This is a genomic window from Streptomyces sp. ISL-96, assembly GCF_018614035.1.
GTDB lineage: Bacteria > Actinomycetota > Actinomycetes > Streptomycetales > Streptomycetaceae > Streptomyces.
Map to the genome: position 1 here is coordinate 55811 of NZ_JAGGPA010000028.1, position 22156 is coordinate 77966.

Below are 22156 nucleotides of genomic sequence, written 5' to 3' on the forward strand. Positions count from 1 at the left end.
CGCGGCCCGGCTTCGCCCCGATTCGCCGAAAGGCCTGGGACCCCCATGCGCATCCTCGGAATCAACGCTCTCTTCCACGACCCCGCCGCCGCACTCGTCATCGACGGCCGGACCGTCGCCGCGGCGGAGGAGGAGCGGTTCTCCCGGCGCAAGCACGGCAAGCGGCCGGTGCCGTTCTCCGCCTGGGAACTGCCGGAGAAGGCCGCCGCCTGGTGCCTGAAGCGCGCGAACCTGCGCCCGCAGGACCTCGACGCGGTGGCGTACTCCTTCGACCCCGAACTCGCCAGAGCCGCCGAGGCGATGGGCCTGGACGACCCCTGGGACCACCTGCGGCTGACGTACGCCCGGCAGGCCCCCGCGTTCCTCAAGGCCGCCCTGCCGGGACTGGACCCCGGCATCGTCCGCTTCGTACCGCACCACATGGCGCATGCCGCGTCGAGCGCGTTCGCGGCCTCCGACGCCGAGACGTCTTCGGTGCTGGTGCTCGACGGGCGCGGGGAACGGGCCTCGCACCTCGCGGCGCGCCGGATCCGCAACCGGCTGGAGGCGTTCCACGCGCAGGACCTGCCGCACTCGCTGGGGCTGGTCTACGAGGAACTGACCGAGCACCTCGGATTCCTGCGCTCCTCGGACGAGTTCAAGGTCATGGCACTGGCCTCGCACGGCACGCCGCGCATGCTGCCCGAACTGCGCCGCCACGTGTACCCGACGGGGGACGGCGGATTCCACGCCACGGCCGTGCCCTGGCACGAACTGTGCGCTCCGCGCGGGCCGGACGAGCCGTGGACGCAGGACCACGCGGACGTCGCGGCCAGCGCCCAGGCCGTCCTGGAGGAGACCCTGCTGGACCTCGTGCGCTGGCTGCACGGCAAGACGCACGACAGCGTTCTCACCCTCGCCGGCGGCGTCGCGCTCAACTGCGTCGCCAACTCCCGGATCGCCCGCGAAGGCCCCTTCTCCCGCGTATGGGTACAGCCCGCAGCCGGTGACGCGGGGACCGCGCTCGGCAGCGCCCTGCTGCTCGCCGCCGACGGAGGGGACGAGCCGGAGCCCATGGCCGGCGCGGACCTCGGCCGCGACTGGTCGGACGCGGAGCTCGGCGCGTGGCTGAAGACGGCGGCCGTGCCGTTCGACCGGCCGGCGGACATCGCCGCGACCGTGGCCCGGGCGCTGGCGGACAACGCCATCGTCGCGTGGTTCCAGGGCCGTTCTGAGTACGGGCCCAGGGCGCTCGGCCACCGCTCGCTGCTGGCTCATCCCGGTCACGCGGGCAATCTGGAACGGCTCAACGACGTCAAGGGCCGCGAGCAGTTCCGGCCGGTCGCGCCGATGGTGCTGGCCGACCGGGCCCCGGAGATCTTCGACGGGCCGATGCCCAGTCCGTACATGCTGTTCGTCCACGACGTGGCCGAGGCGTGGCGCGGCCGCATCCCGGCCGTCGTGCACGTCGACGGGACCGCGCGCATCCAGACCGTGGACCCGGCGCGCGAGCCGCTGGTCGCGCGGATGCTCAGCGAATTCGAGCGGCTCACGGGCCTGCCGGTGGTCGTCAACACCAGCCTCAACACGGCGGGCCGGCCCATGGTGGACGACCCGCGCGACGCGCTGGAGTGCTTCGGTTCCTCGCCCGTCGACCTGCTGGCCATCGGCCCCTACGCGATCCGGCGCGGTGAGTTCTTCCACTCGTCGGACACGTACGACGACGGGGGGACGCGATGACACCGTACGGAGAGGAGACGACGGCCCCCGCCCCCGCTTACGCCGTGGTGATTCCGACGCTCGGACGCCGCAGCCTGAGCGCGTGCCTGCGGGCGCTGGCCCGCGCCGCCGGTCCGAGGCCGGCGCAGGTGGTCCTCGTCGACGACCGCCGCGAGCCCGGCGGGGTGCCCCTGCCGGTCGACATTCCGGAGGCTCTGCGGCCCGTCACCACCGTGGTGACCGGCCGCGCGAGGGGACCGGCGGCGGCACGCAACAGGGGGTGGCGGGAAGCCGGTCCGGTGCCGTGGGTGGTCTTCCTGGACGACGACGTCGTACCGGGCCCGACGTGGGGCGACGATCTCGCCAGGGACCTGGCGGCGACGACGTACCGGACCGCCGCGGTCACCGCGCGCATCACGGTGCCGCTGCCGGTGCACCGGCGGCCCACGGACTGGGAACGCAACACCGCCGGGCTGGCCACGGCGCGGTGGATCACCGCCGACATGGCGTACCGCCGGGACGCCCTCGAAGCCGTCGGCGGCTTCGACGAACGCTTCCGGCGAGCGTTCCGCGAGGACGCGGATCTCGCGCTGCGGGTGCTGGCGGCGGGCTGGACGGTCAGCGCCGGAAGGCGCAGCACGGTCCATCCGGTGCGGCCCGCCGACCGCATGATCTCCGTACGCCTCCAGCGGGGCAACGCCGACGACGTACTGATGAACCGGCGGCACGGCCGGGACTGGTGGAGCCGGGCGGACGCGCCGAGGGGACGACTGCCGCGTCACCTCGTGGTGACGGCCGCCGCGCTGACGGCCCTCTCCTGCGCCGTCGCCGGCCGACGGGCCGCGGCCGCGGCCTGCGCCGCCGTATGGGTGGCAGGTACGGCCGAATTCGCCTGGGCGAGGATCGCGCCGGGACCGCGAACCCGGGACGAGGTCGCGACCATGGCGCTGACCAGCGTCCTCATCCCACCGGCCGCCACCTGGCACTGGCTGCGCGGCCACGCCAAGTACCACCGGGCGCTGCCGCTCGGCCCGCACGAGGCCGCGGACCCGCCGCGCGCGCCGCGCGAGCCGGTCCAGGTACGGGTGCGGCCATGACCTGCCATCCCGCGCCCCGGCCCGCGAACGGCCCCTGGCTGTTCGACTGCCCGCCGGCCGCCCCTCCGCCCGCCCGCCGTGACGGTCTCCCACAGGACGCCCGCGCTGACGGCTTCGCGTCCGCCGGCCCGGACCTGTCGGTGTGGGCCGGGAAGGTTCCGGAGGCTGTGCTCTTCGACCGGGACGGGACGCTCGTTGTCGACGTTCCCTACAACGGCGATCCGGCGCGGGTCGAGCTCATGCCGTCGGCGCGGGAATCTGTTGCCGCCGTACGCTCCCTCGGGATTCCGGTGGGCGTGGTGAGCAATCAGTCGGGTGTGGCCCGTGGGATGTTGACGCGCAGGCAGGTCGAAGCCGTGCGGCAGCGGGTGGAGGACCTGCTCGGGCCGTTCGCGGTGTGGGCGGTCTGCCCGCACGGGCCCGACGACGGGTGCGGCTGCCGCAAGCCCGCGCCGGGGCTGGTGCTGGCCGCGTGTGAACGGCTCGGCGTGGCCGCCGCGCGCACCGTCGTCATCGGGGACATCGGTTCCGATGTGGCGGCAGCGCACGCCGCGGGCGCGCGCGGCGTGCTCGTACCGACCGCGCTCACCCGGCCCGAGGAGACCGCGGCAGCCGACGAGACGGCCGCAGATCTCCTTGAGGCGGTGCGGCGGGTGCTGCCTGCCAGCGCCCATGCCGACGCCGCCGGGCGGATGGCGGGAGGCCCGCGATGACCGCTCCCCGGACGCTCGTCGTCCGCCTCGACAGTGCCGGCGACGTACTGCTCGCCGGTCCCGCCGTACGGGCCGTCGCGGCCGGCTCCTCGCACACCGCCCTGCTGTGCGGGCCGCTCGGCGTTCAGGCGGCCGGGCTGCTGCCCGGTGTCGACGAGGTGCTGGTGTACGACGCCCCCTGGGTGGGGATCGAACCGGCGCCGGTGACGAACGAGGCCACCCGGAAGCTGCTGGAGGCGCTCGCCGCCCGCCACTTCGACCGTGCCCTGGTGCTCGTCTCGTACCACCAGAGCCCTCTTCCGGCCGCCCTGCTGCTGAAACTCGCCGGCGTGCGATGGACGGCCGCCGACAGCGAGGACTACCCCGGGTCCCTGCTCGACCTGCGGCACCACCGACTGTCCCACCGCCATGAGGCCGAGGCGGCGCTGGATCTGGCGCGGGCCGCCGGCTTCGCCCTGCCGCCCGGCGACGACGGCACCCTGCGCATCAGCCCCCCGCCCGACACCGCCCACCTGACCGGCCCCGGCCCGTACGTCGTCCTGCACCCCGGCGCCGCCGTCCCGGCCCGCGCCTGGAGCGCCGCACGCGCCGCGCGGGCCGCCGCCGCGCTCTCCGCCGAGGGGCACCGGGTCGTGGTGACCGGCGGCCGGGCCGAGAAGGACCTGACCGCCGAAGTGGCCGGAAACCACGCCCTCGACCTCGGCGGGGCCACAGACCTTCACCAACTGGCGGGTGTCCTGGCCGGAGCGCGCGTCGCGGTGGTCGGCAACACCGGGCCCGCGCACCTCGCCGCCGCGGTGGGGACACCGGTCGCGTCGCTGTTCGCGCCGGTTGTACCGGCCGAGCGCTGGGGCCCGTACGGCGTACCGCATGTGCTGCTCGGTGACCAGGCCGCGCCGTGCGCCGGGACCAGGGCGCGGCGCTGTCCGGCTCCGGGGCACCCCTGCCTCGACGGGGTCGGCGACGCGGAGGTGCTCGCCGCCGTGGCCGCGCTCGGGGGCCGTACGGGGCTCGAAGCCGGCTGCCCGGCCGTACCGGGCGGCGTATCCGCAATGGCGGAAATGGCCAAAAACGAACGAGGAGGAGCGACCGCATGAACATCCTGCTGTGGCACGTACACGGCTCCTGGACCACGGCGTTCGTCCAGGGACCCCACACCTACCTCGTTCCCGTCACCCCCGGCCGCGATCCCGACGGGCTCGGCCGGGCGCGTACCTTCACCTGGCCCGACTCCGTACGGGAGATGACGCCCGAGGAGCTGCGCGAGGCGCCGGTCGATCTCGTCGTTCTCCAGCGGCCGCACGAGCTCGAACTCGCCGAACGGTGGCTGGGCGGACGCCGGCCGGGTCGCGACGTACCCGCCGTCTATCTGGAGCACAACGCACCGGACGGCGACGTTCCGAACACCCGGCACCCGTTCGCGGACCGCGACGACCTGACGCTCGTCCACGTCACCCACTTCAACCGGTTGTTCTGGGACAACGGTTCCACCCGCACCGAGGTCATCGAGCACGGCATCGTCGACCCCGGGCACCAGTACACCGGCTGGCTCCCGCGCGCCGCCGTCGTCGTCAACGACCCGGTCCGCCGCGGCCGTTACACCGGTACGGACCTGCTGCCCGCCCTGTCCGAGTCGACGCCGCTGGACGTCTTCGGCATGCGTACGGAGGGCCTGGCCGCGCATCTCGGCATACCCGACGACCGGCTGCACGCCACCGACCTACCCCAGCGCGAACTGCACTCGGCCCTGGCCGAGCGCCGGCTGTACCTGCACCCCGTGCGCTGGACGTCACTCGGTCTGTCCCTGCTGGAGGCCATGCACCTGGGCATGCCCGTCGTGGCACTCGCCACCACCGAGGCGGTCGAGGCGATCGGGCCCGGCACCGGAACGCTGTCCACCCGGCCCGACGTACTCGCGCGGGCCGCCCGGCACTACCTGGAGGAACCGGAAGCCGCGGCCGAGGACGGCGCGCGCGGCCGCCAGGCAGCACTCGAACGGTACGGGCTCAAACGCTTCCTGAACGACTGGGAGCGCGTGATGACGGAGGTGCGCTCATGACATCCCTCGGCCCCATCAACACCGGCATCGGCACCACCCCCGGCAACCCCGCCGCCCTGTCGATCGCGCTCGTCTCCGAGCACGCGAGCCCGCTCGCCGTCCTCGGCGGAGTGGACGCGGGTGGTCAGAACGTCCATGTCGCGCGCCTTGCGGGCGCACTCGCCGACCGAGGTCACAGCGTCACCGTCTACACCCGGCGGGACTCGCGCGACCTGCCGGACCGGGTGCCACTGCGAGCGGGCGTCGAGGTGCACCATGTGCCCGCGGGTCCGCCGGAGCAGATCCCCAAGGACGAACTCCTCCCGCACATACTGGCGTTCGGCCGTTTCCTGGCCAGGGAATGGCAGATACGGCCGCCCGGGGTCGTCCACTCGCACTTCTGGATGTCGGGGCTCGCCGCGCTCCACGCGACGCGTGAACTGCGGCTCCCGCTCCTGCACACCTATCACGCGCTCGGAACGGTGAAGCGACGGCACCAGCGGCGTGCCGACACCAGCCCGCCCGCCCGGATCGGCTGCGAGCGCGAGGTGGGCCTGGGCTGCGACCGGGTGATCGCCACCTGCCGCGACGAGGTCGTCGAACTGGGCAGGATGGGCATCGCCGCCGACAAGGTCAGCGTCGTGCCGTGCGGTGTCGACACCGGTGAGTTCACGCCGTACGGGCCGGTCGCCGACCGGGACGGCACCTACCGGCACAGGCTGATCCAGCTGGGCCGCCTGGTCCCCCGCAAGGGCGCCGCCATCTCCATCGCCGCGCTGGCCGGGCTCCCCGACGCGGAACTTCTGGTGGTCGGCGGCCCGGAGCCGGGCCGGCTCGACGACGACCCAGAGGTACGCCGGCTGCGCGACATCGCCCACGAGGCCGGAGTCGCCCACCGGGTCCGCTTCCTGGGCGGCGTACCCAGTGAGGACGTGGCGCCGCTCCTGCGGACCGCCGATGTGGTGCTGTGCCCCGGCGACTACGAGCCGTTCGGCATCGTGCCGCTGGAGGCGATGGCCTGCGGCAAGCCGGTCGTCGCCAGCGGGGTGGGCGGGCAGCTCGACACCGTCGCAGACCCGGCCACGGGACGGCTGGTGCCGCCCGGCGACCCCGAGGCCCTCGCTCACGCCGTCGGCGAACTGCTCGCCGATCCCGCTGTGCGCCAGGCGTGCGGGGAAGCAGGCCGCCGCCGGGTCCTCAGCCGTTACGGCTGGGCCAGAGTCGCTGCGGCCACCGAGTCCGTGTACTGCGAGGTACTGGCCACGCAGCCCGCCGTGACGGGGGCGATCTGACGCCCGCACCCACAAAAGCGTTCCCGACCGCCCACCGCGCAGCACCGATGTCCGAAGGAGGTGCGGGTCTGGCCGTCGTCCCCCGGACGCGGTACGCCCGACCAGCATGAACGAATCCCTTGTACTCGACGCCGCGCACCGGCACTGCCAGTCACTGCAGGACGCGCTCACCGGCTTCCGTCGCGAAAGCCTCCACCGGATCGCCGCATGGGGCGCCGAGCTCGCCGCCGTACTCCCCGTAGGCGGCCGGCTGCTCGCCGCGGGCAACGGCGGCAGCGCCGCCCAGGCCCAGCACCTGACCGCCGAGCTGGTGGGACGCTACCGGCAGGAGCGCCCCGCCTACTCGGCCATCGCCCTGCACGCCGAGACCTCCAGCGTGACGGCCATAGGCAACGACTACGGGTTCGACGAGGTGTACGCCCGGCAGGTGTCCGCCCACGGCCGCCCCGGCGACATCCTGGTCCTCCTGTCGACCTCGGGCCGCAGCGCCAACCTCATCACGGCGGCGGTCACGGGCCGGGCCGCCGGACTGCGCGTATGGGCGATGACAGGACCGGGTCCCAACCCCCTGGCCGAGGGGTCCGACGAGGCACTGTGCGTCGACGCCGACACGACGGCGACCGTGCAGGAGGCCCACCTGGTCGCCGTACACCTGCTGTGCGAATGCTTCGACGCGGCGGGCGGTGCGCCCGCTCAGGACCGGACCGAGGCCCGGCCCGTCGCAGCCAACCGGAGGCTGTCATGACCGCGCGCAAGCCCCTGGTGGTCGTCGGCGACGTGCTGCTCGACGAGGACATCGAAGGCGTCTCCACCCGGCTGTCCCCGGACGCCCCCGCCCCCGTCGTCGACGTCACCGGTGACCAGAGCCACCCCGGCGGGGCCGGACTGGCCGCCGCGCTGGCCGCCCGTGGCGGGCGCGAAGTGATCCTGGTGACCGCACTCGGCGAGGACCCGGCCAGCGAAGCCGTACGCCGTGCCCTGCGCGGCCGGGTCCAGCTGGTGGAGATCCCGCTGGACGGCACCCTGCCGGTGAAGACGCGGGTACTGGCGGGAGGCCGCCCACTCGTGCGGATCGACCGCGGCGGCGGGACGCCCGGCGAACCGGACGACGCGGTGCGTGAGGCGCTGGCGCAGGCCCACGCCGTACTCGTCGCCGACTACGGGCGCCACACGGCGAGCGCCGTACGGCCGCACCTGGAGGCCGTTGCCCGCCGCACGCCACTGGTCTGGGATCCGCACCTCAAGGGCGACGACCCCGTGCCGGGGGCGCGGATCGTCACCCCGAACGGTGCGGAGGCCTGCGCGCTGAGCCCCGCCGACGGCCAGTCCCTGCGGGCCTACGCCCTGCGCGGAGGCGAGCTGGCGGAGCGCTGGCGGGCGGCGGCCGTCGCCGTGACCCTGGGGGAGCGCGGCGTCCTGCTGACCCGCCCCGGTGCCGGTACGCCGATGCTCGTCCCGGCGCCGTACCGCGCCCAGGGCGACCCGTGCGGCGCGGGCGACTGCTTCGCCGCGGCCACGGCCGCGGCGCTGGCCGACGGGCTGCTCCCGGAGGAGGCCGTACAGCGGGCCGTCGCCGAAGCCGCTGCTTTCGTGGCGGCCGGCGGCGCGGGCAACCCGGCGCTGTGGCGGACGGAGTCCGCGACCGGCCCCGAGGAGGAGGCCCCCGAGACGGACCCGTTCGCGCTCGCGGAGCGGGTCAGGGCGCGCGGCGGCACGGTGGTCGCCACCGGCGGCTGCTTCGACCTGCTGCACGCCGGTCATGTCGGGCTGCTGGAGAGCGCCCGGCGTATCGGCGACTGCCTCATCGTGTGCGTCAACTCCGACGCGTCACTCACACGCCGCAAGGGTCCCGGACGCCCGCTCAATCCGGTGGCCGACCGGCTGCGGGTCCTCGCGGCGCTCGGCAGCGTCGACGCCGTCGCGGTCTTCGAGGAGGACACACCGGCCGCGCTGCTCAGCCGGCTGCGGCCCGATGTGTGGGTGAAGGGCGGTGACTACTCCGTCGAGGACCTTCCCGAGGCGGAGGTGCTGCGCGCGTGGGGCGGCCAGGCGGTCGTACTCCCTTACCTCGTCGGCCGTTCCACCACCCTGCTGGCCCACCGGGCGGCGCAGGCCGCCGTACGGGTACGGCCGTCTTCGCCCTGAGGTGGCAGAGGTATCCGTACAGAAGCGCATGACGCGAATGAGGAGAGGCGTCCATCGACATGAGTGCCGCGAAAGGACCACAGCCGGTCACCCGGGGCCCGGAGGCCGACGCCGTGGGGGAGGGCCGGCCGCGCGTGCTCGTACTGCGGGCGCTCGGGCTCGGCGATCTGCTGACCGCGGTGCCCGCTCTGCGGGCGCTGCGGCGCGGCCTGCCCGGCTACGAGGTGGTGCTGGCGGCGCCCGGCCGGCTGGCCGCCGCCGCGGCCGCGACCGGCCTGGTGGACCGGCTGCTGCCCGCGTACGCCGCCGGGCGCGCGGTGCCGGCCGAGCTCGCCTGGGACGGTCCCGCGCCCGGCATCGCCGTGGACCTGCACGGCAACGGCCCGCCGAGCCACCTGCTGCTCCAGCGGCTGCGACCGGGGCGGATCTTCGCGTACGCGCACCCACAAACGCCCGATATCCCCGGTCCGGCATGGCGGCCCGACGAACACGAACGTGAGCGCTGGTGCCGGCTGCTCGACTGGTACGGCATCGCGGCGGACCCCGAGGACCTGCTGATCCCGCACCCCACGGTGCCCTCCCCGGCTCCGGGCGCGGTCGTGGTGCACCCCGGCGCCGACGCGGCGGCCCGCCGCTGGCCCAAGGAGAGGTTCGCGGCCGTGGCACGCGCGCTGCGCGGCTCGGGCCACGAGGTCGTGGTGACCGCCGGTGCGGGGGAGGAGCCGCTGGCACGCTACGTGGCGGCAGAGGCGGGACTGGCGCCGGGCGCGGTACTGGGCGGCGCGCACGATGTGCCGTTCGACCAGCTCGCCGCGCTCGTCGCGCACGCCCGGTGCGTCGTCGTGGGGGACACCGGGCTCGCCCACCTCGCGACGGCGCTCGGCACGCCTTCGGTCGTGCTGTTCGGCCCGGTCGCCCCGCGCCTGTGGGGACCGCCCGCCCACGCGCGGCACCGCGTGCTGTGGCATCCCGGCGGCGACGACTCACCCCGCCCCGGCGACGCCCACGGTCACGTGGCGGACGAACGGCTGCTCCGGATCACCGTCGAAGAGGTCGTCGAAGCGGTGCGCGCGCTGCCGGAGCCGAAGCCGGACCTCGGTACGCCGGATGCGAGCCGGCCGCTGGTCCCGGAGGCCTCGCGGTGAGCGCGCAGCCCGCGGACGACCCGCGTACCGGCGTCGTGGCGGACGGGCCGCCGGCGGACCAGTCGCGTACCGGCATCGTGGTGATCACCCGCAACCGGCGTACGAGCCTGCTCCGTACCCTGGACCGCCTGGCCGGGCTCCCCGAGCGGCCACCGGTCGTGGTGGTCGACAACGGCTCCACGGACGGCACCGCCGGCGCGGTGCGCGCGAAACACCCCGGCGTTCAACTGCTCACCCCCGGTCGCAACCTGGCCGCGGCCGGGCGTACGTACGGCGCCGCCGCACTCAGCACGCCGTACATCGCGTTCAGCGACGACGACTCCTGGTGGGAGCCCGGCGCCCTCGACCGGGCCGCCGACGTACTCGACACGCACCCCCGGCTGGGGCTCGTGGCCGCCACCACACTCGTGGGCCCCGAAGCGACCCCCGACCCGCTCAACGAGGCGCTGCGCAGCTCGCCGCTGGGGCAGGAACCAGACCTGCCCGGCCGTTCGGTGCTCGGCTTCCTCGCGTGCGCGGCCGTGGTGCGGCGGGCGGCCTTCCTGGAGGTGGGCGGCTTCCATCCGCTGCTGGGGGTCGGCGGTGAGGAGCAGCTGCTCGCCATCGACCTCGACACGCACGGCTGGGGGGTGGCCCACTGTCCCGGCGTCGTCGCCCGGCACGACCCGGACGTGGGACCCCGCCCCGGCCGGGTGGCCAGGATGCGGCGCAACGAGCTGCTGACCGCGTGGCTGCGGCGGCCCCTGCGACAGGCCGTCGCCCAGTCCGCGAGGCTGGCCCTGGACAGCCGTGACGATCCGCAGGCGCGGCTCGCGCTGGCCGACGCCGCCCGGCGGCTGCCCGCCGCGCTGGCCCGCCGGCGCCGGGTGCCGCCGAGGGTGGAGCGTCGTATCCGGCTGCTGGAGATGTCGTCCTGAGCCGTCAGGGGACGGGTATCAGGCGGCCGTGCTCAGGGACGGCCGCAGCTGCCCGCTCACGACAGCCGGTTCCGTACGCAGGATCACGGTCGTCGCTGTCCGGCGGCGGCGGAGCACATAGCCGGCCCCGATCGCGCCGGCGATGACCAGTCCACCGGACACGAGCGCTCCCCGCGCCCCCGCCAGCTCCATCAGGAGGCCGAGCGCCGGCGGTCCCGCGAGACCCCACGTCGTCTTGATGGTGCCCCAGACACCGAGGACGCGGCCCCGCATGTGGGCGGGCGGGTCGGTCTGGAGCACGGTCGTCCCGGCGGTGTCGGAAACCGACTCCACCACGGCCATGGGCAGGACGAGCACCAGCAGCACGGCGAGCGACGGCGAGAATCCCGCCACCACCTGGAGCAGGGCGCCGGCGGCCGCGAGCGTGCCCACGAGCCGCACCGACGGCTTGCGCAGCCGCGCGCCGAGGACCGCGCCGATGATGCCTCCGACGGCGAGGACGGTGGAGACGGTGCCGAACGCCCCGGCGCCGCCGGCGAGCGGGCCGGTGACGAGTACGGCCAGGGTGAGCCCGTAATTGCGTCCGAAGACCGCGCTGAGGCCGGTGATCCCCGCGAGGGCGACCAGCCGGGGGCGGCGCATGAAGTACAGGACGCCCTGGCGCACGGTCATGTCGTCGTCCGTGCCCCCCGCGTCTGGTGTGTCCTTCTTCCCGAGCGGGGTACGCGGCGGCTTCGGGGCCGTCTTGGCGCCCCGGACAAACTTGTGCACCGGACGGAGGAAGGGGATGACGGCGGCTACGAAGAGGAAGGACAGACCGTTGGCCGCGTACGCCGCTCCCGTGCCGAGGAAGCCCACCGTGATACCGGCCAGAGCGGCACCGGCGAGGCGGCCCGCGTTGTGGACGAGCGAGCCCACGCCGATGGCGGAGGGGACGTCTTCCGTACGGACCAGATCGTTGCCCAGCAGCGCACAGGCCGGTCCGTCCACGGTGGCGATGAGACCCGTGACGGCGGCCAGTGCCATCAGCACGGCGAGGTTCAGCTGATCCGTCGCGACCAGGACGGCCGTCACGAACGCGACGGCGCCGAGAAGCCCCTGGCTGACGGCGGCGGTGAGCTTGCGGGGCCACCGGTCGACGGCGGCGCCGCCCGCGACGCTCATCAGCAGACCGGGAGCCGCCTGGACGGACATGGACAGTCCTGTCGCGGCGGCGGACCCGGTGATCTGGAGCACGAGAAGGTTCTGGACCGTCAGCTGCATCCAGGTACCGGCGTTGGAGACGAAGTTCGCGACCGACCACCAGCGCATGCTGCGGTACTTCAGCGAACGCCACGGCGAGTGGTCGTCCGCCCCGCTCTTCGCGGGACGGCCGAAGAAGCGCAGCCGACGGGCGGGCGCGGCGGCCTCAGGGGCAGGGGCAGACGCGGGGGCGGGCGCGGGGCCCGCGGGCAAAGAAGACACAGTGAGTCACTCGGAGACGAGCCGGGGGGCTCAAGCGGCGGAACGGCGGAAGCTCGAAAACCGGCTGCTCTGCGCGGCCGCTCCACCGGATCTGGCTGGGCTGTGCCGCTCGTCGGGGGGATTCATGACGCCTGTTGGGGAGGCGGAGAGTCCTTCCGGGGCACGGCCTGGACCATCGTGGCAGACCGGTTCGGCCGCTGCTGGGAGGAGCGTCACGCGGGGGTGCCGCCATGGCCGGCAATGCCGTGGGGCGTAAGGGATCGGGCACTTCTGGTGTGCTTGCTCACAGGCCCCGGGCGCGGCCGTCCGTACCTCCGGCGGCGTGACCGCGACCACAGCCTGCGGGCGGCGGCGCGACGGCGTAATCCGGCGTGCCGGACACGGTCGCCGGGCTCACAGTGAGACACGGAGCACAAAAGGGGCAACGAGAGGCAACGGAAGGCAGCGGTATGGAAAGCGGAGTGCAGGTCGACCTTCACGGCAAGCAGGCACTGGTGACCGGCGGCGCGCGGGGGCTGGGGGCCTCGATCGCGCGGAGGCTGGCCGGCGCGGGGGCGTCCGTACTGGTGGCGGACCTGCGCAAGGACCTGGCGCGGGATCTCTGCAACGAACTGGCCGAAACGGGGCGCGGCGACGCGCGGTTCGTCGAGCTGGACGTCCGCGACGCGGCGGCGGTCGCGGAGGTCTTCAAGGACTTGGAGGCCGAAGGGCAGGCGGTGGACATCCTGGTCAACAACGCGGCCGTGGACGTCTCCAAGCCCATCGAGCACCTGTCGGCCGACGAAGTGACGCGGGTCATCACGACGAACCTGCTGGGGCCCATGTACCTGTGTCTGGAGACCTACCGCCGCATGGTCGCCCGCGGCGGCGGCCACATCGTCAACATCCTCTCCACGGCGGCGAACCGCACCTGGACGGAGGCAGGCCCCTACACGGCGGGAAAGTCAGGCCTGCGGGCGTTCACCCACACCCTCTTCAAGGAGGCGCAGCGGGACTGCCCGGGGATCGGCGTCACCGGGATCATCGCGGGCGGCATGGAGACGCCGTTCATCCTCGAACGTTTCCCCGACGCCGACGTCTCCATGCTGCAGAGCCCGGACATCGTGGCCGACACGGTGCTGTACGCCCTCTCCGTCCCGGCCGGCAGCGCGGTGTCCGAGCTGGTCGTCGTACCGCGCAAGGAGCCTTCCTGGCCCTGATCCGTCCCCACCCGCACCGCTCACGAGAAGGATCTCCTCCATGTCCAGCCCTGAGAACGGACAACCGCCAGTCGCCGTCATCACCGGCGCGGACTCGGGGATCGGGCGTGCCACGGCCGTCCGCCTCGCCGCGCAGGGCATGGACGTCGGCATCACGTTTCACACCGACCGGGAACGCGCCGAAGCGACGGCGGAAGAGGTGCGCGGGCACGGCCGCCGCGCGGCCGTCGCGGCCATGGATCTCACAGTGCTGCCCGACGCGGCCCAGGTGATCGACCGGCTGGCCGGGGAGCTCGGCCGCATCGACGTACTCATCAACAACGCCGGAACCGGCACGGCCACGCCGTTCCTCGAACTTGATCTCGCGAAGATCCGCCAGGTCGTCGACGTCGACATGATCGGCCCGTTCCTGTGCAGCCAGCGGGCGGCGCGCCGCATGATCGAGCAGGGTGACGGCGGCCGGATCGTCAATGTCACCTCGGTCCACGAGACCCAGCCCCGCGTCGGCGCCGCGCCCTACTGCGCGGCGAAGGGCGGTCTCGGACTGATGACGCAAGTAATGGCGCTGGAACTCGCCGAGTACGGCATCACGGTCAACGCTGTCGCTCCCGGTGAGGTCGCCACACCGATGACCGGCCAGGAGGACACGGACGTACGCACCGAGGTACGGCGCGGCATCCCTCTGGGGCGTCCCGGCGACGCGCGGGAAGTCGCCTCCGTCATCGCGTTCCTCGCGGGCCCGGACGCCTCGTACGTCACGGGAGCGTCGTGGGCGGTGGACGGCGGCATGCTGCGCATGGGGCCCATGGCGGGCTCCCACCTCGACGACGACTCCTGGCGCCGTCCCTGAGATCTCGGCTCTCGGCTGCCTGAACACGCGGCTACATGATCACGGCGAACGCCAGGAAGAAGGCCGCGCACAGCACCACCACTATGCCGATGGCGATCAGCGGGCCCTTCGACCAGCCACGCGGCGGCTCGACGCGGGGACCTGTGCCGGAGCTGGTACTCGCCTCGCCGGGCGGCGTCTCGCCGGGAGGCACGGTGCCGCCCGGTTCGAGGCCGGGAGTCCGGTCCGGCTCAGGATCTGGGTTGTGTGGTGTGTTCATATCGGGCAAGTGCCCGAAATCGCCCGAATCAATATCGCCCGACTCGATTACGTCCGGGCCGCGCGGGTCTTCGATCGGTTCGCCTTGCGAACGGCCTCCAGCAAATCGGCCCTCTTCATCTTCGAGCGCCCGTCGACGCCGAGCCGCTTGGCCAGGTCGTACAGGTGCTGCTTCGACGCCTGCTCGTCGACGCCCTCGCCGCTGCGCCCGCCCACCTGCCGCGGCCGCGCCGCCAGGGGGTCGGACGGGCCCTTGCGCCCCTTTTCCTTGCGCTCCCAGTGATCGCCGACCTTCTCGTACTTGTGCTTGAGCGCGCTGAAGGCCACGCGGTGGGCGCGCTCGCCTTCGCCGTACTCCTCGACGGCGGAGTCGTGCGCCTTGATCCAGGTGCGCTGTGCCTCCTTGGCGGACCGCTCCAGAGTCGACGGAAGTTCCTGCTCTCCCGGCACGGGACTCACTCCTTCTCCGAAATCGAACGAGAGAAATACGGGTGCCCTGCTGATGTCCGCAGAAACGACGACACATACGACAGACACATACGACACATGGGCGACGCATAGAGGCACGTAATGGACATCAGTCCTCCGGTTACGTCGGCCGGACGGGGGCACCCGCGAACGGGAAGGGACGTGTGACATCGACCGGACACGGTTGCCGGAGCAGCAACTGGAGCGAGTTATGAACGGTCAAGGGCAGGACAAGACGGGCCCCCTGTGGGACGACGTCCAGGACATTCTCAGCGCCTTTGGGCGCGGCACCGGGAACGGGTGAACTCCGCAATGGCACAGCAAGTTCGCGAGATCATGACAAGCGCCCCCATCACCGTGGGCGTGCTCACGGCAGTGAGCGAGGTCGCGCACCGGATGCGTGAGGAGAACATCGGCGCGGTACTGGTCGCCGAGGGCGACGAACTGCGCGGGCTGGTCACCGACCGGGATCTGGTGGTCCGCGTGCTCGCCGAAGGAAAGGACCCCGGCGAGACGACGGTGCGGGACGTCTGCAGCCCCGACCTCGTCACCGTCACACCCGACGACGAGGTCGACCGCGCCATCGAGCTGATGCGTGAACATTCGCTGCGCCGGTTGCCGGTGGTCGAAGGCAATACCGCCGTGGGCATCGTTTCCCTGGGCGACCTGGCGATCGAGCGTGACCCCGATTCGGCGCTCGGCGACGTGAGCGCCGCCGCACCCAATACGTGACCCCAGTACGTGACCGGAGTTGCCGGTCCGAGCCCCCGGATGCCACCGGGGGCTCTGGCTTGTCCGGCCGGCTCGACTCACCGCGCGTGACGGGCTCCGGATGCGGGACCGGCCCCGGCAGCGGGCCCGGCGAGGGCTTGGGCTCCGGCGGGGGGACCGGCGCGGGCGGGTCCGGTTCGGGCTGGGGCGGGGCCGGGGGCACCGGGTCGGGCCCGCCGGGTGCGGGCACGGGACCGGGCCCCGGCCCTGGCCCCGGCCCGGGACCCGGCGCGGGGGTCGGGGTGGGCGGAACGGGATCGTTCGGAGGCGTGCCCATGAGAAAACCCATCAATCTGAAGGAATCCTTCCTTCCGGCGAGTGCCCCCGGCTGTATGCGGCAAACGGGTCCCGTCCCTCGACAGGCACCGCTTCAGCGTCGGCGCCCCCTGGCCGACCACCCGGCCCCCACACCCGCCACATGCAGTGCGAGCAGGGCGAGCCCGACGAGCATGAGGCTCGTCGGTCCGAAGATTGCTTCCGTCGACGTCTCGGTCGCGTGGATGATGAAGGCGATGATGAACACCACCGCCGCCGCGAATGCCAGCATGTGCTTCTCCTGCCACTTGACGGCGAGCCACTCTTAGTTCCGGTGGCTGCGCGCCGCTGACAGCCTTCTTCCCCGCGGTCTGCCGGTCATTCCCCGCCGGCCGGGGCTGACAGATGCGGCAGCAGCTTGTCCGGCGTCAGGGGCAGCTCCCGCAGCCGTACTCCCAAGGCATGGTGGACGGCGTTGCCGATGGCCGCCGCCGTGCCGACGATGCCGATCTCACCAATGCCCTTGCTGCCCATCGGGTTCAAGTGCGGATCGTCCTCGTCCACCCAGTGCGCCTCGATCGGCGGCACGTCCGCGCACGAAGGCACGTGGTACGAGGCCAGATCGTGTTCCGCGAAGTCCCCGAAGGCCAGGTCCATGGTGCTTTCCTCCGTCAGCGCCATGCCGATTCCCATGGTCATCCCGCCGATGAACTGCGAGCGTGCGGTACGGGGATTGAGGATGCGGCCGGCGGCGTAGACGCCGAGGAGGCGGCGTACGCGGACCTCGCCCGTCACCGTGTCGACCTGAACCTCCGCGAAGTGGGCGCCGAACGCGTGCCGCGCGTACGGAGATTCCTCCGCCTCCGCCACCTCCTGCTCGGTGCTCTCCGCCGCGGTGACCCCCTCGGCCGGCAGGCCGCCGGGACGATCCCGCAGGCGCTCGGCCAGGAGCACGCACGCCTTGTGTACGGACCAGCCCCACGACGCCGTCCCCGACGAACCGCCCGCGAGCGGAGCCACCGGCAGGTCGCTGCTGCCGATCTCGACCCGCACCGACTCCAGGGGCGCGCCCAGCACATCCGCGGCGATCTGCGCGAGCACGGTCCTGGCCCCGGTGCCGATGTCCGTGGCGTTGACCCGGATCAGGTACGTGCCGTCGGCGGCGGCGTGCGCGGTGGCGGTGGACGGGCTGACGAGTACGGGATAGGTGGCCGCCGCGACCCCGGTGCCGAGCAGCAGGTCACCCTCGCGGCGGATGCCGGGCCGCGGGTCGCGCCGCTCCCAGCCGAAGCGCCGCGCTCCCTCCCGCAGGCACTCGGCCAGATGCCGGCTGCTGAACGGCCTGCCGCTGTCGGGTTCGGTGTCCGGTTCGTTGCGCAGCCGCAGTTCCACCGGGTCCACCCCGGCGGCGACGGCGAGTTCGTCCATGGCCGACTCCAGGGCGTACATCCCGGACGCCTCGCCCGGAGCACGCATCCACGACGGAGACGGCACGTCCAGCGCGGCCACCCGGTGGCTCGTGCGGCTGTGGGGCGAGGTGTACATGACGCGGGCCGGAACCGCCGCCTGCTCCACGAACTCCTTGACCGTCGACGTCTGTGTGACGACTTCGTGGGCGAGCGCGGTGATGACCCCGTCGGCGCCGGCGCCCAGCCGCACGCGCTGCACGGTGGGCGCGCGGTGGCCGACGACCGCCGCGAGCTGGCGGCGGGGGAGTGCCAGCTTGACCGGGCGCCCGGTGTGCCGCGCGGCCATGGCGGCCAGCACCACCTGCGGGCGGGGGGTGCCCTTGGAACCGAACCCGCCGCCGACCTGCTCGGAGACGACGGTGACCTGCCGCTTCTCCAGCCCGAAGACCTGGACCAGGGCGTCCCGTACCTTGCCGGAGCCCTGACTGGAGTCGTGCACCGTCAGATGACCGTCGTCCCACCGGGCGGTGGAGGCGTGCGGCTCCATGGGGTGGTTGTGCAGCGCGCTCATGGTGTACGTCGCGTCGATCCGGACGGCGGCCGCCGGATAGGCCGTGTCGAAGTCGCCGCGTTCCCGGACGGCGGGGACCTCGCTGTTCGCCTCCTCCGGTGTGTAGAGGCCGGGGTGGCTCGTGGTCAGCCGTACGTCGTGCTCCTCGGCCGCGTACTCGACGCGCAGCGCCTCGGCGGCGGCACTGGCGTGCTCCAGGGTGTCGGCGACCACCAGCGCGACGTACCAGCCGCGGTGCGGGACGCGGGCGTTCTGCAGCACCGCGAGGATCGGGTCGTCCGGCTCCTTGAGGCGGGGCGCGTTCTCGTGGCTGAGGACGGCGAGCACGCCGGGCAGGGCCAGCACTTCGTCGGCGTGCACGGCGGTGACCCGGCCGCGCGCGACGGTGGCGGGCACGGGCCAGGCGTACGCGCAGCCCGGCGGGGTGTGCTCGGCCGCGTAGCGGGCGGCGCCGGTGACCTTGTCGCGGGCCTCTGTGCGGACGGCCGGTGTGCCCAGCGGGGTCTGTGCATGCGTCATGACGGGTCGTCACGTCCTCAGGTACGGGAAGCGAGCTCGGCCAGCACGCTGATGGCGAGGTTCCGGGCGAGCGGCACTTTGAAGCCGTTGTCGCGCAGCGGCTCGGCCGCGGCGAGTTCGGCGTCGGCCGCCCGGGCGTACGTCTCCTCGGTGGCGGGCGCCCCGCGCAGCACCTCTTCGGCGGCGCGGGCACGCCAGGGCCGGTGCGCGAGCCCGCCGAAGGCGAGGGCGGCGTCCCGGACGACGCCTCCCTCGACCCGCAGAACGGCGGCGACGGAGGCGAGAGCGAAGGCGTACGAGGCGCGGTCGCGCGCCTTGCGGTAGGCGCACTGGGTCCCGGGCACGACGGGAGGCAGGCTCACGCCGGTGATCAGTTCGCCCGTACGGATGACGGTGTCCTGATCGGGACGATCGCCGGGCAGCCGGTGGAAGTCCGTGACGGCGAGGGTGCGTGCGCCCTGCGGCCCGCGCAGGTGGACGGCGGCGTCGAGGGCGGCCAGCGCGACGGCCATGTCGGAGGGGCTCGTGGCGACGCAGTGCGCGGAGTGGCCGAGCACCGCGAGATCGCGGTGGACGCCCTCGCGGGCGGGGCATCCGGTGCCGGGTGCCCGCTTGTTACAGGGCTTGGAGGTGTCCTGGAAGTACGGGCAGCGGGTGCGCTGGAGCAGGTTTCCGCCGGTCGTCGCCGTGTTGCGCAGTTGCGGGGAGGCGCCGGAGAGCAGGGCCTGCGACAGGGCGGCGTAGCGCGTACGCACGGTCGGATGGGCGGCCAGATCGCTGTTGCGTACGGTCGCGCCGATGTGCAGCCCGCCTTCGGGCGTCTCGTCGATACCGTCCAGCGGCAGGCGGCTGACGTCGATGAGGAGGTCCGGGGCCGCGACCCCGAGCTTCATCAGGTCGACCAGGTTGGTGCCGCCGCCGAGGTACTGCGCGCCGGGATGGCCGGCGAAGGCGCCGACCGCATCCTCGGCGCTCTCGGCGCGGAAGTACGCGAACGGCTTCACGGCGCCGCCTCCCCGATCGCGGCCACGATGTTCGGATAGGCGCCGCAGCGGCAGATGTTGCCGCTCATGCGTTCGCGGATCTCGTCCGGGGTGAGGGCGGCGGGAGCGCCGGGGGAGTGCCGGTGGGAGGTGACGTACGAGGGGTGCCCTTCGGCGGCCTCGGCCAGCATTCCCACGGCCGAACAGATCTGGCCCGGCGTGCAGTAACCGCATTGCAGGGCGTCCCGCGCGACGAACGCCTCCTGGACCGGATGAAGCCGCTCGCCGTCGGCCAGACCTTCGACAGTGGTGATGCGCGCGCCGTTGTGGGCGGCGGCGAGCAGCAGGCAGCTGTTGGCACGCCGGCCGTCGACGATCACGGTGCACGCACCGCACTGGCCGTGGTCGCACCCCTTTTTCGCGCCGGTCAGGTCCAGGTGCTCGCGAAGGGCGTCCAGGACGGTGGTGCGGTGGTCGAGCGACAGGCTGTGGGGAGTGCCGTTGATGTGCAGGGTGAGGACAGAGCTGAGCGCGTTCTCCTGCTGGCTGGTGGGCTCCACTCCGTCGCGCCTTTCAGGTTCGAAGGTGTCGCTGCGTACCTCTTCCTATCAAACTGTCGCGCCTTGCGCGGCTCGGTTCAGCTGGTCCTGGCGGGGTACTGGGGTGGGACGCAAACTCAAGCAAGGAGGTCGGCATGGCCATCGCGAAGTACTGCCTCGTGGCCGTGGACTGTCCGGATCCGCAGGCACTCGCCGGTTTCTACGCCGCGGTGCTGGGCGGCGACGTGAAGAACGACAACGAGGACTGGTACGAGCTGTACGTACCCGGCGGGGCGCGTATCGCCTTCCAGCGTGCGCCGGGTTTCCGGCCGCCGGACTGGCCACGGGCCGACGAGAACTCGCAGCAGATGCATCTGGACTTCGATGTACCGGACATCGAGACGGCCGAGGCGCAGGTGCTCGCTCTTGGCGCCACCCCGCTCGACGTGGACGACGCGGGCGGGCGGCGCGGCTTTCGCGTGTACGCCGATCCGGCCGGCCACCCCTTCTGCCTCTGCCGCGCCTAGGGAGGACCCATGAACGACCAGCGGACGCAAGACCCGGAAGAGACCGGCAAGCCCGTACCGAGGGACCTGCCCGATCAGCAGGCGCTGGACGGCGAGGACCCGGCGGACGAGGCCGGCACCCGCACCCGCGACGGACGCGAGCACGCGAGCGACGCCGAGCAGGGGTCGGTCCCGGACGAGCCGTCCGGCTGAAGGGGTGGGACGTAACTGGGCATTCCTCGGATTGCAGGCAGGCGGTGACCGACGCAAGGTGGATGAGCCAAGTCCAGTCACGTCTGATCTCTGTGGAAGGAACACCTCGTGAGCAAGGCAAAGGCGAAGGCGAAGCAGGTCAAGGGCAGGATGAAGGAAGCCGCGGGCAAGGCCGCCGACGACAGCCAGATGCAGGCGGAAGGCCGCGGTGAGCAGTTGAGGGGCAAGGCTCAGGAAACGGTCGAGAGGACCAGCGAGCGGGTCAAGAAGTCGCCCAAGAAGTGACCCAGGTGCTGAACAGGTGCTGACAACGGGCCGCGCCGCTCCGGCTGCGCGGCCCGTTCGGTTTGCTGGGCTCTGCTGGGGCGTTTGCCGGCAAGGGAGGAACGGCGACATGGACCGCGCGGCCGTCTTCGATGTCGACGGAACGCTCGTCGACACCAACCATCTGCATGTGACGTCCTGGTGGGAGGCGTTCCGCCAGGCCGGGCACGACGTCGTGATGCACGACATCCACCGGGCCGTCGGCCTGCCGGGGCACGACCTCATCGCCCATCTGCTCGGAGACGGACGCGATACGAGCCAGGACGACACCATCAACGCCGCGCACAAGACCCTGTACGCCACCTACTCCGACCGGCTGCCCGCCCTGCCGCAGGCCGGCCGGCTGCTGCGGACCCTCGCCGGGCAGGGCTGGAGCGTCATCCTCGCCACCTCGGCGAGCGGCGTGGAACTCGACGCCCTGCGCCGTGCCATCGACGCCGATGACGCCATCACCGCCACCGCGAGCGCCGAGGACGTCGGCGAGGGAAAGCCGGCTCCCGAGCCGGTTCAGCGGGCACTGGAGCTGGCCGGGGTGTCCGCTGACCGCGCGGTGTTCGTCGGCGACACGGTGTGGGACATGGAGGCCGCCACCCGGGCGGGCGTACTGAGTGTGGCGCTGCGCTGCGGGGGCATCCCGCAGCGCGACCTTGAGGACGCGGGCGCCGCAGCCGTCTACCAGGACCCCGCGGATCTGCTCCAACAGCTCGAAGACAGCCCGGTCGCCCTGCTGAAGACACGGTTGGACGGCGCCCGTCCGGGAACGCGTGCGCCGTCGTAGGTAG

General features: G+C 73.1%; 24 protein-coding genes. 17 read left to right on the top strand and 7 right to left on the bottom strand.

The genetic code is table 11. From position 1 onward, the window contains the following. Window positions 1-45: 45 nt before the first annotated feature. The 10 genes from J7E96_RS20310 (at window position 46) to J7E96_RS20355 (ending at window position 11045) form a co-directional block, all read left to right on the top strand. Window positions 46-1719, top strand: a complete 1674-nt coding sequence (locus J7E96_RS20310) for a carbamoyltransferase C-terminal domain-containing protein (protein ID WP_215133076.1) — start codon at window positions 46-48, stop codon at window positions 1717-1719. Continuing rightward, complete coding sequence (locus J7E96_RS20315) at window positions 1716-2795, top strand: glycosyltransferase family 2 protein (RefSeq protein WP_215133077.1); 1080 nt, start codon at window positions 1716-1718, stop codon at window positions 2793-2795. The genes J7E96_RS20310 and J7E96_RS20315 overlap by 4 nt, the downstream gene beginning before the upstream one ends. Beyond that, complete coding sequence (locus tag J7E96_RS20320) at window positions 2792-3508, top strand: HAD-IIIA family hydrolase (protein ID WP_215133078.1); 717 nt, start codon at window positions 2792-2794, stop codon at window positions 3506-3508. Before J7E96_RS20315 ends, J7E96_RS20320 begins: the two co-directional genes overlap by 4 nt. Beyond that, window positions 3505-4605: a glycosyltransferase family 9 protein gene (locus tag J7E96_RS20325; protein ID WP_215133079.1), complete on the top strand. Its 1101-nt coding sequence runs from the start codon at window positions 3505-3507 to the stop codon at window positions 4603-4605. Before J7E96_RS20320 ends, J7E96_RS20325 begins: the two co-directional genes overlap by 4 nt. After that, the gene (locus tag J7E96_RS20330; protein WP_215133080.1) at window positions 4602-5567 is read left to right on the top strand and encodes a glycosyltransferase; all 966 of its coding nucleotides are present in this window, start codon (window positions 4602-4604) and stop codon (window positions 5565-5567) included. Before J7E96_RS20325 ends, J7E96_RS20330 begins: the two co-directional genes overlap by 4 nt. After that, a complete protein-coding gene (locus J7E96_RS20335; protein WP_215133081.1) occupies window positions 5564-6838 on the top strand; it encodes a glycosyltransferase in 1275 nt (424 codons plus the stop codon). The genes J7E96_RS20330 and J7E96_RS20335 overlap by 4 nt, the downstream gene beginning before the upstream one ends. 106 nt (window positions 6839-6944) lie before the next feature. Next, the gene (locus J7E96_RS20340; protein ID WP_215133082.1) at window positions 6945-7583 is read left to right on the top strand and encodes an SIS domain-containing protein; all 639 of its coding nucleotides are present in this window, start codon (window positions 6945-6947) and stop codon (window positions 7581-7583) included. Continuing rightward, a complete protein-coding gene (gene rfaE2, locus J7E96_RS20345; protein ID WP_215133083.1) occupies window positions 7580-8983 on the top strand; it encodes a D-glycero-beta-D-manno-heptose 1-phosphate adenylyltransferase in 1404 nt (467 codons plus the stop codon). Before J7E96_RS20340 ends, rfaE2 begins: the two co-directional genes overlap by 4 nt. Before the next feature lie 59 nt (window positions 8984-9042). Next, window positions 9043-10128, top strand: a complete 1086-nt coding sequence (locus J7E96_RS20350; RefSeq protein ID WP_215133084.1) for a glycosyltransferase family 9 protein — start codon at window positions 9043-9045, stop codon at window positions 10126-10128. Further along, window positions 10125-11045: a glycosyltransferase family 2 protein gene (locus J7E96_RS20355; RefSeq protein ID WP_374196701.1), complete on the top strand. Its 921-nt coding sequence runs from the start codon at window positions 10125-10127 to the stop codon at window positions 11043-11045. Before J7E96_RS20350 ends, J7E96_RS20355 begins: the two co-directional genes overlap by 4 nt. An 18-nt stretch (window positions 11046-11063) precedes the next feature. Here the strand turns inward: J7E96_RS20355 and J7E96_RS20360 are convergent, their stop codons facing one another. Beyond that, the gene (locus tag J7E96_RS20360; protein ID WP_251070188.1) at window positions 11064-12356 is read right to left on the bottom strand and encodes an MFS transporter; all 1293 of its coding nucleotides are present in this window, start codon (window positions 12354-12356) and stop codon (window positions 11064-11066) included. Window positions 12357-12958: 602 nt separating this feature from the next. On the opposite strand from J7E96_RS20360, the gene J7E96_RS20365 reads away from it, so the two are divergent. Beyond that, a complete protein-coding gene (locus tag J7E96_RS20365; protein ID WP_215133086.1) occupies window positions 12959-13708 on the top strand; it encodes an SDR family oxidoreductase in 750 nt (249 codons plus the stop codon). 40 nt (window positions 13709-13748) lie between these two features. Continuing rightward, window positions 13749-14558 (top strand): SDR family oxidoreductase, encoded by an 810-nt coding sequence (locus J7E96_RS20370; protein WP_215133087.1) that lies wholly within the window; start codon window positions 13749-13751, stop codon window positions 14556-14558. 31 nt (window positions 14559-14589) lie between these two features. Here J7E96_RS20370 and J7E96_RS20375 read toward each other — a convergent pair whose 3' ends face one another. Both J7E96_RS20375 and J7E96_RS20380 read right to left on the bottom strand, forming a co-directional pair. Further along, a complete protein-coding gene (locus J7E96_RS20375; protein WP_215133088.1) occupies window positions 14590-14817 on the bottom strand; it encodes a DUF6480 family protein in 228 nt (75 codons plus the stop codon). A gap of 47 nt (window positions 14818-14864) precedes the next feature. Continuing rightward, window positions 14865-15266: a ChaB family protein gene (locus J7E96_RS20380; protein WP_215133089.1), complete on the bottom strand. Its 402-nt coding sequence runs from the start codon at window positions 15264-15266 to the stop codon at window positions 14865-14867. 330 nt (window positions 15267-15596) lie between these two features. Between J7E96_RS20380 and J7E96_RS20385 the strand changes: the two genes are divergently transcribed. After that, complete coding sequence (locus J7E96_RS20385) at window positions 15597-16016, top strand: CBS domain-containing protein (RefSeq protein ID WP_215133090.1); 420 nt, start codon at window positions 15597-15599, stop codon at window positions 16014-16016. A 409-nt stretch (window positions 16017-16425) separates the two neighbouring features. Here J7E96_RS20385 and J7E96_RS20390 read toward each other — a convergent pair whose 3' ends face one another. From J7E96_RS20390 to J7E96_RS20405, 4 genes are all read right to left on the bottom strand, one after another. Then, the gene (locus J7E96_RS20390) at window positions 16426-16602 is read right to left on the bottom strand and encodes a hypothetical protein (protein WP_215133091.1); all 177 of its coding nucleotides are present in this window, start codon (window positions 16600-16602) and stop codon (window positions 16426-16428) included. A gap of 86 nt (window positions 16603-16688) precedes the next feature. Beyond that, on the bottom strand, window positions 16689-18809 hold the full coding sequence (locus J7E96_RS20395; RefSeq protein ID WP_215133092.1) for a xanthine dehydrogenase family protein molybdopterin-binding subunit: 2121 nt from the start codon (window positions 18807-18809) through the stop codon (window positions 16689-16691). A gap of 17 nt (window positions 18810-18826) precedes the next feature. Continuing rightward, window positions 18827-19813: a xanthine dehydrogenase family protein subunit M gene (locus J7E96_RS20400; RefSeq protein WP_215133093.1), complete on the bottom strand. Its 987-nt coding sequence runs from the start codon at window positions 19811-19813 to the stop codon at window positions 18827-18829. Further along, the gene (locus J7E96_RS20405) at window positions 19810-20352 is read right to left on the bottom strand and encodes a 2Fe-2S iron-sulfur cluster-binding protein (RefSeq protein ID WP_215133094.1); all 543 of its coding nucleotides are present in this window, start codon (window positions 20350-20352) and stop codon (window positions 19810-19812) included. Before J7E96_RS20405 ends, J7E96_RS20400 begins: the two co-directional genes overlap by 4 nt. Window positions 20353-20486: 134 nt before the next feature. Here J7E96_RS20405 and J7E96_RS20410 point away from each other — a divergent pair, with 134 nt between their 5' ends. From J7E96_RS20410 to J7E96_RS20425, 4 genes are all read left to right on the top strand, one after another. Then, on the top strand, window positions 20487-20858 hold the full coding sequence (locus tag J7E96_RS20410) for a VOC family protein (protein ID WP_215133095.1): 372 nt from the start codon (window positions 20487-20489) through the stop codon (window positions 20856-20858). 9 nt (window positions 20859-20867) lie between these two features. After that, window positions 20868-21050 (top strand): hypothetical protein, encoded by a 183-nt coding sequence (locus J7E96_RS20415; protein ID WP_215133096.1) that lies wholly within the window; start codon window positions 20868-20870, stop codon window positions 21048-21050. 108 nt (window positions 21051-21158) lie between these two features. Further along, window positions 21159-21335, top strand: coding sequence for a CsbD family protein (locus J7E96_RS20420; protein WP_215133097.1), 177 nt, complete (start codon window positions 21159-21161; stop codon window positions 21333-21335). 109 nt (window positions 21336-21444) lie between these two features. Then, window positions 21445-22152, top strand: coding sequence for an HAD family hydrolase (locus J7E96_RS20425; RefSeq protein ID WP_215133098.1), 708 nt, complete (start codon window positions 21445-21447; stop codon window positions 22150-22152). Window positions 22153-22156 lie beyond the last annotated feature (4 nt).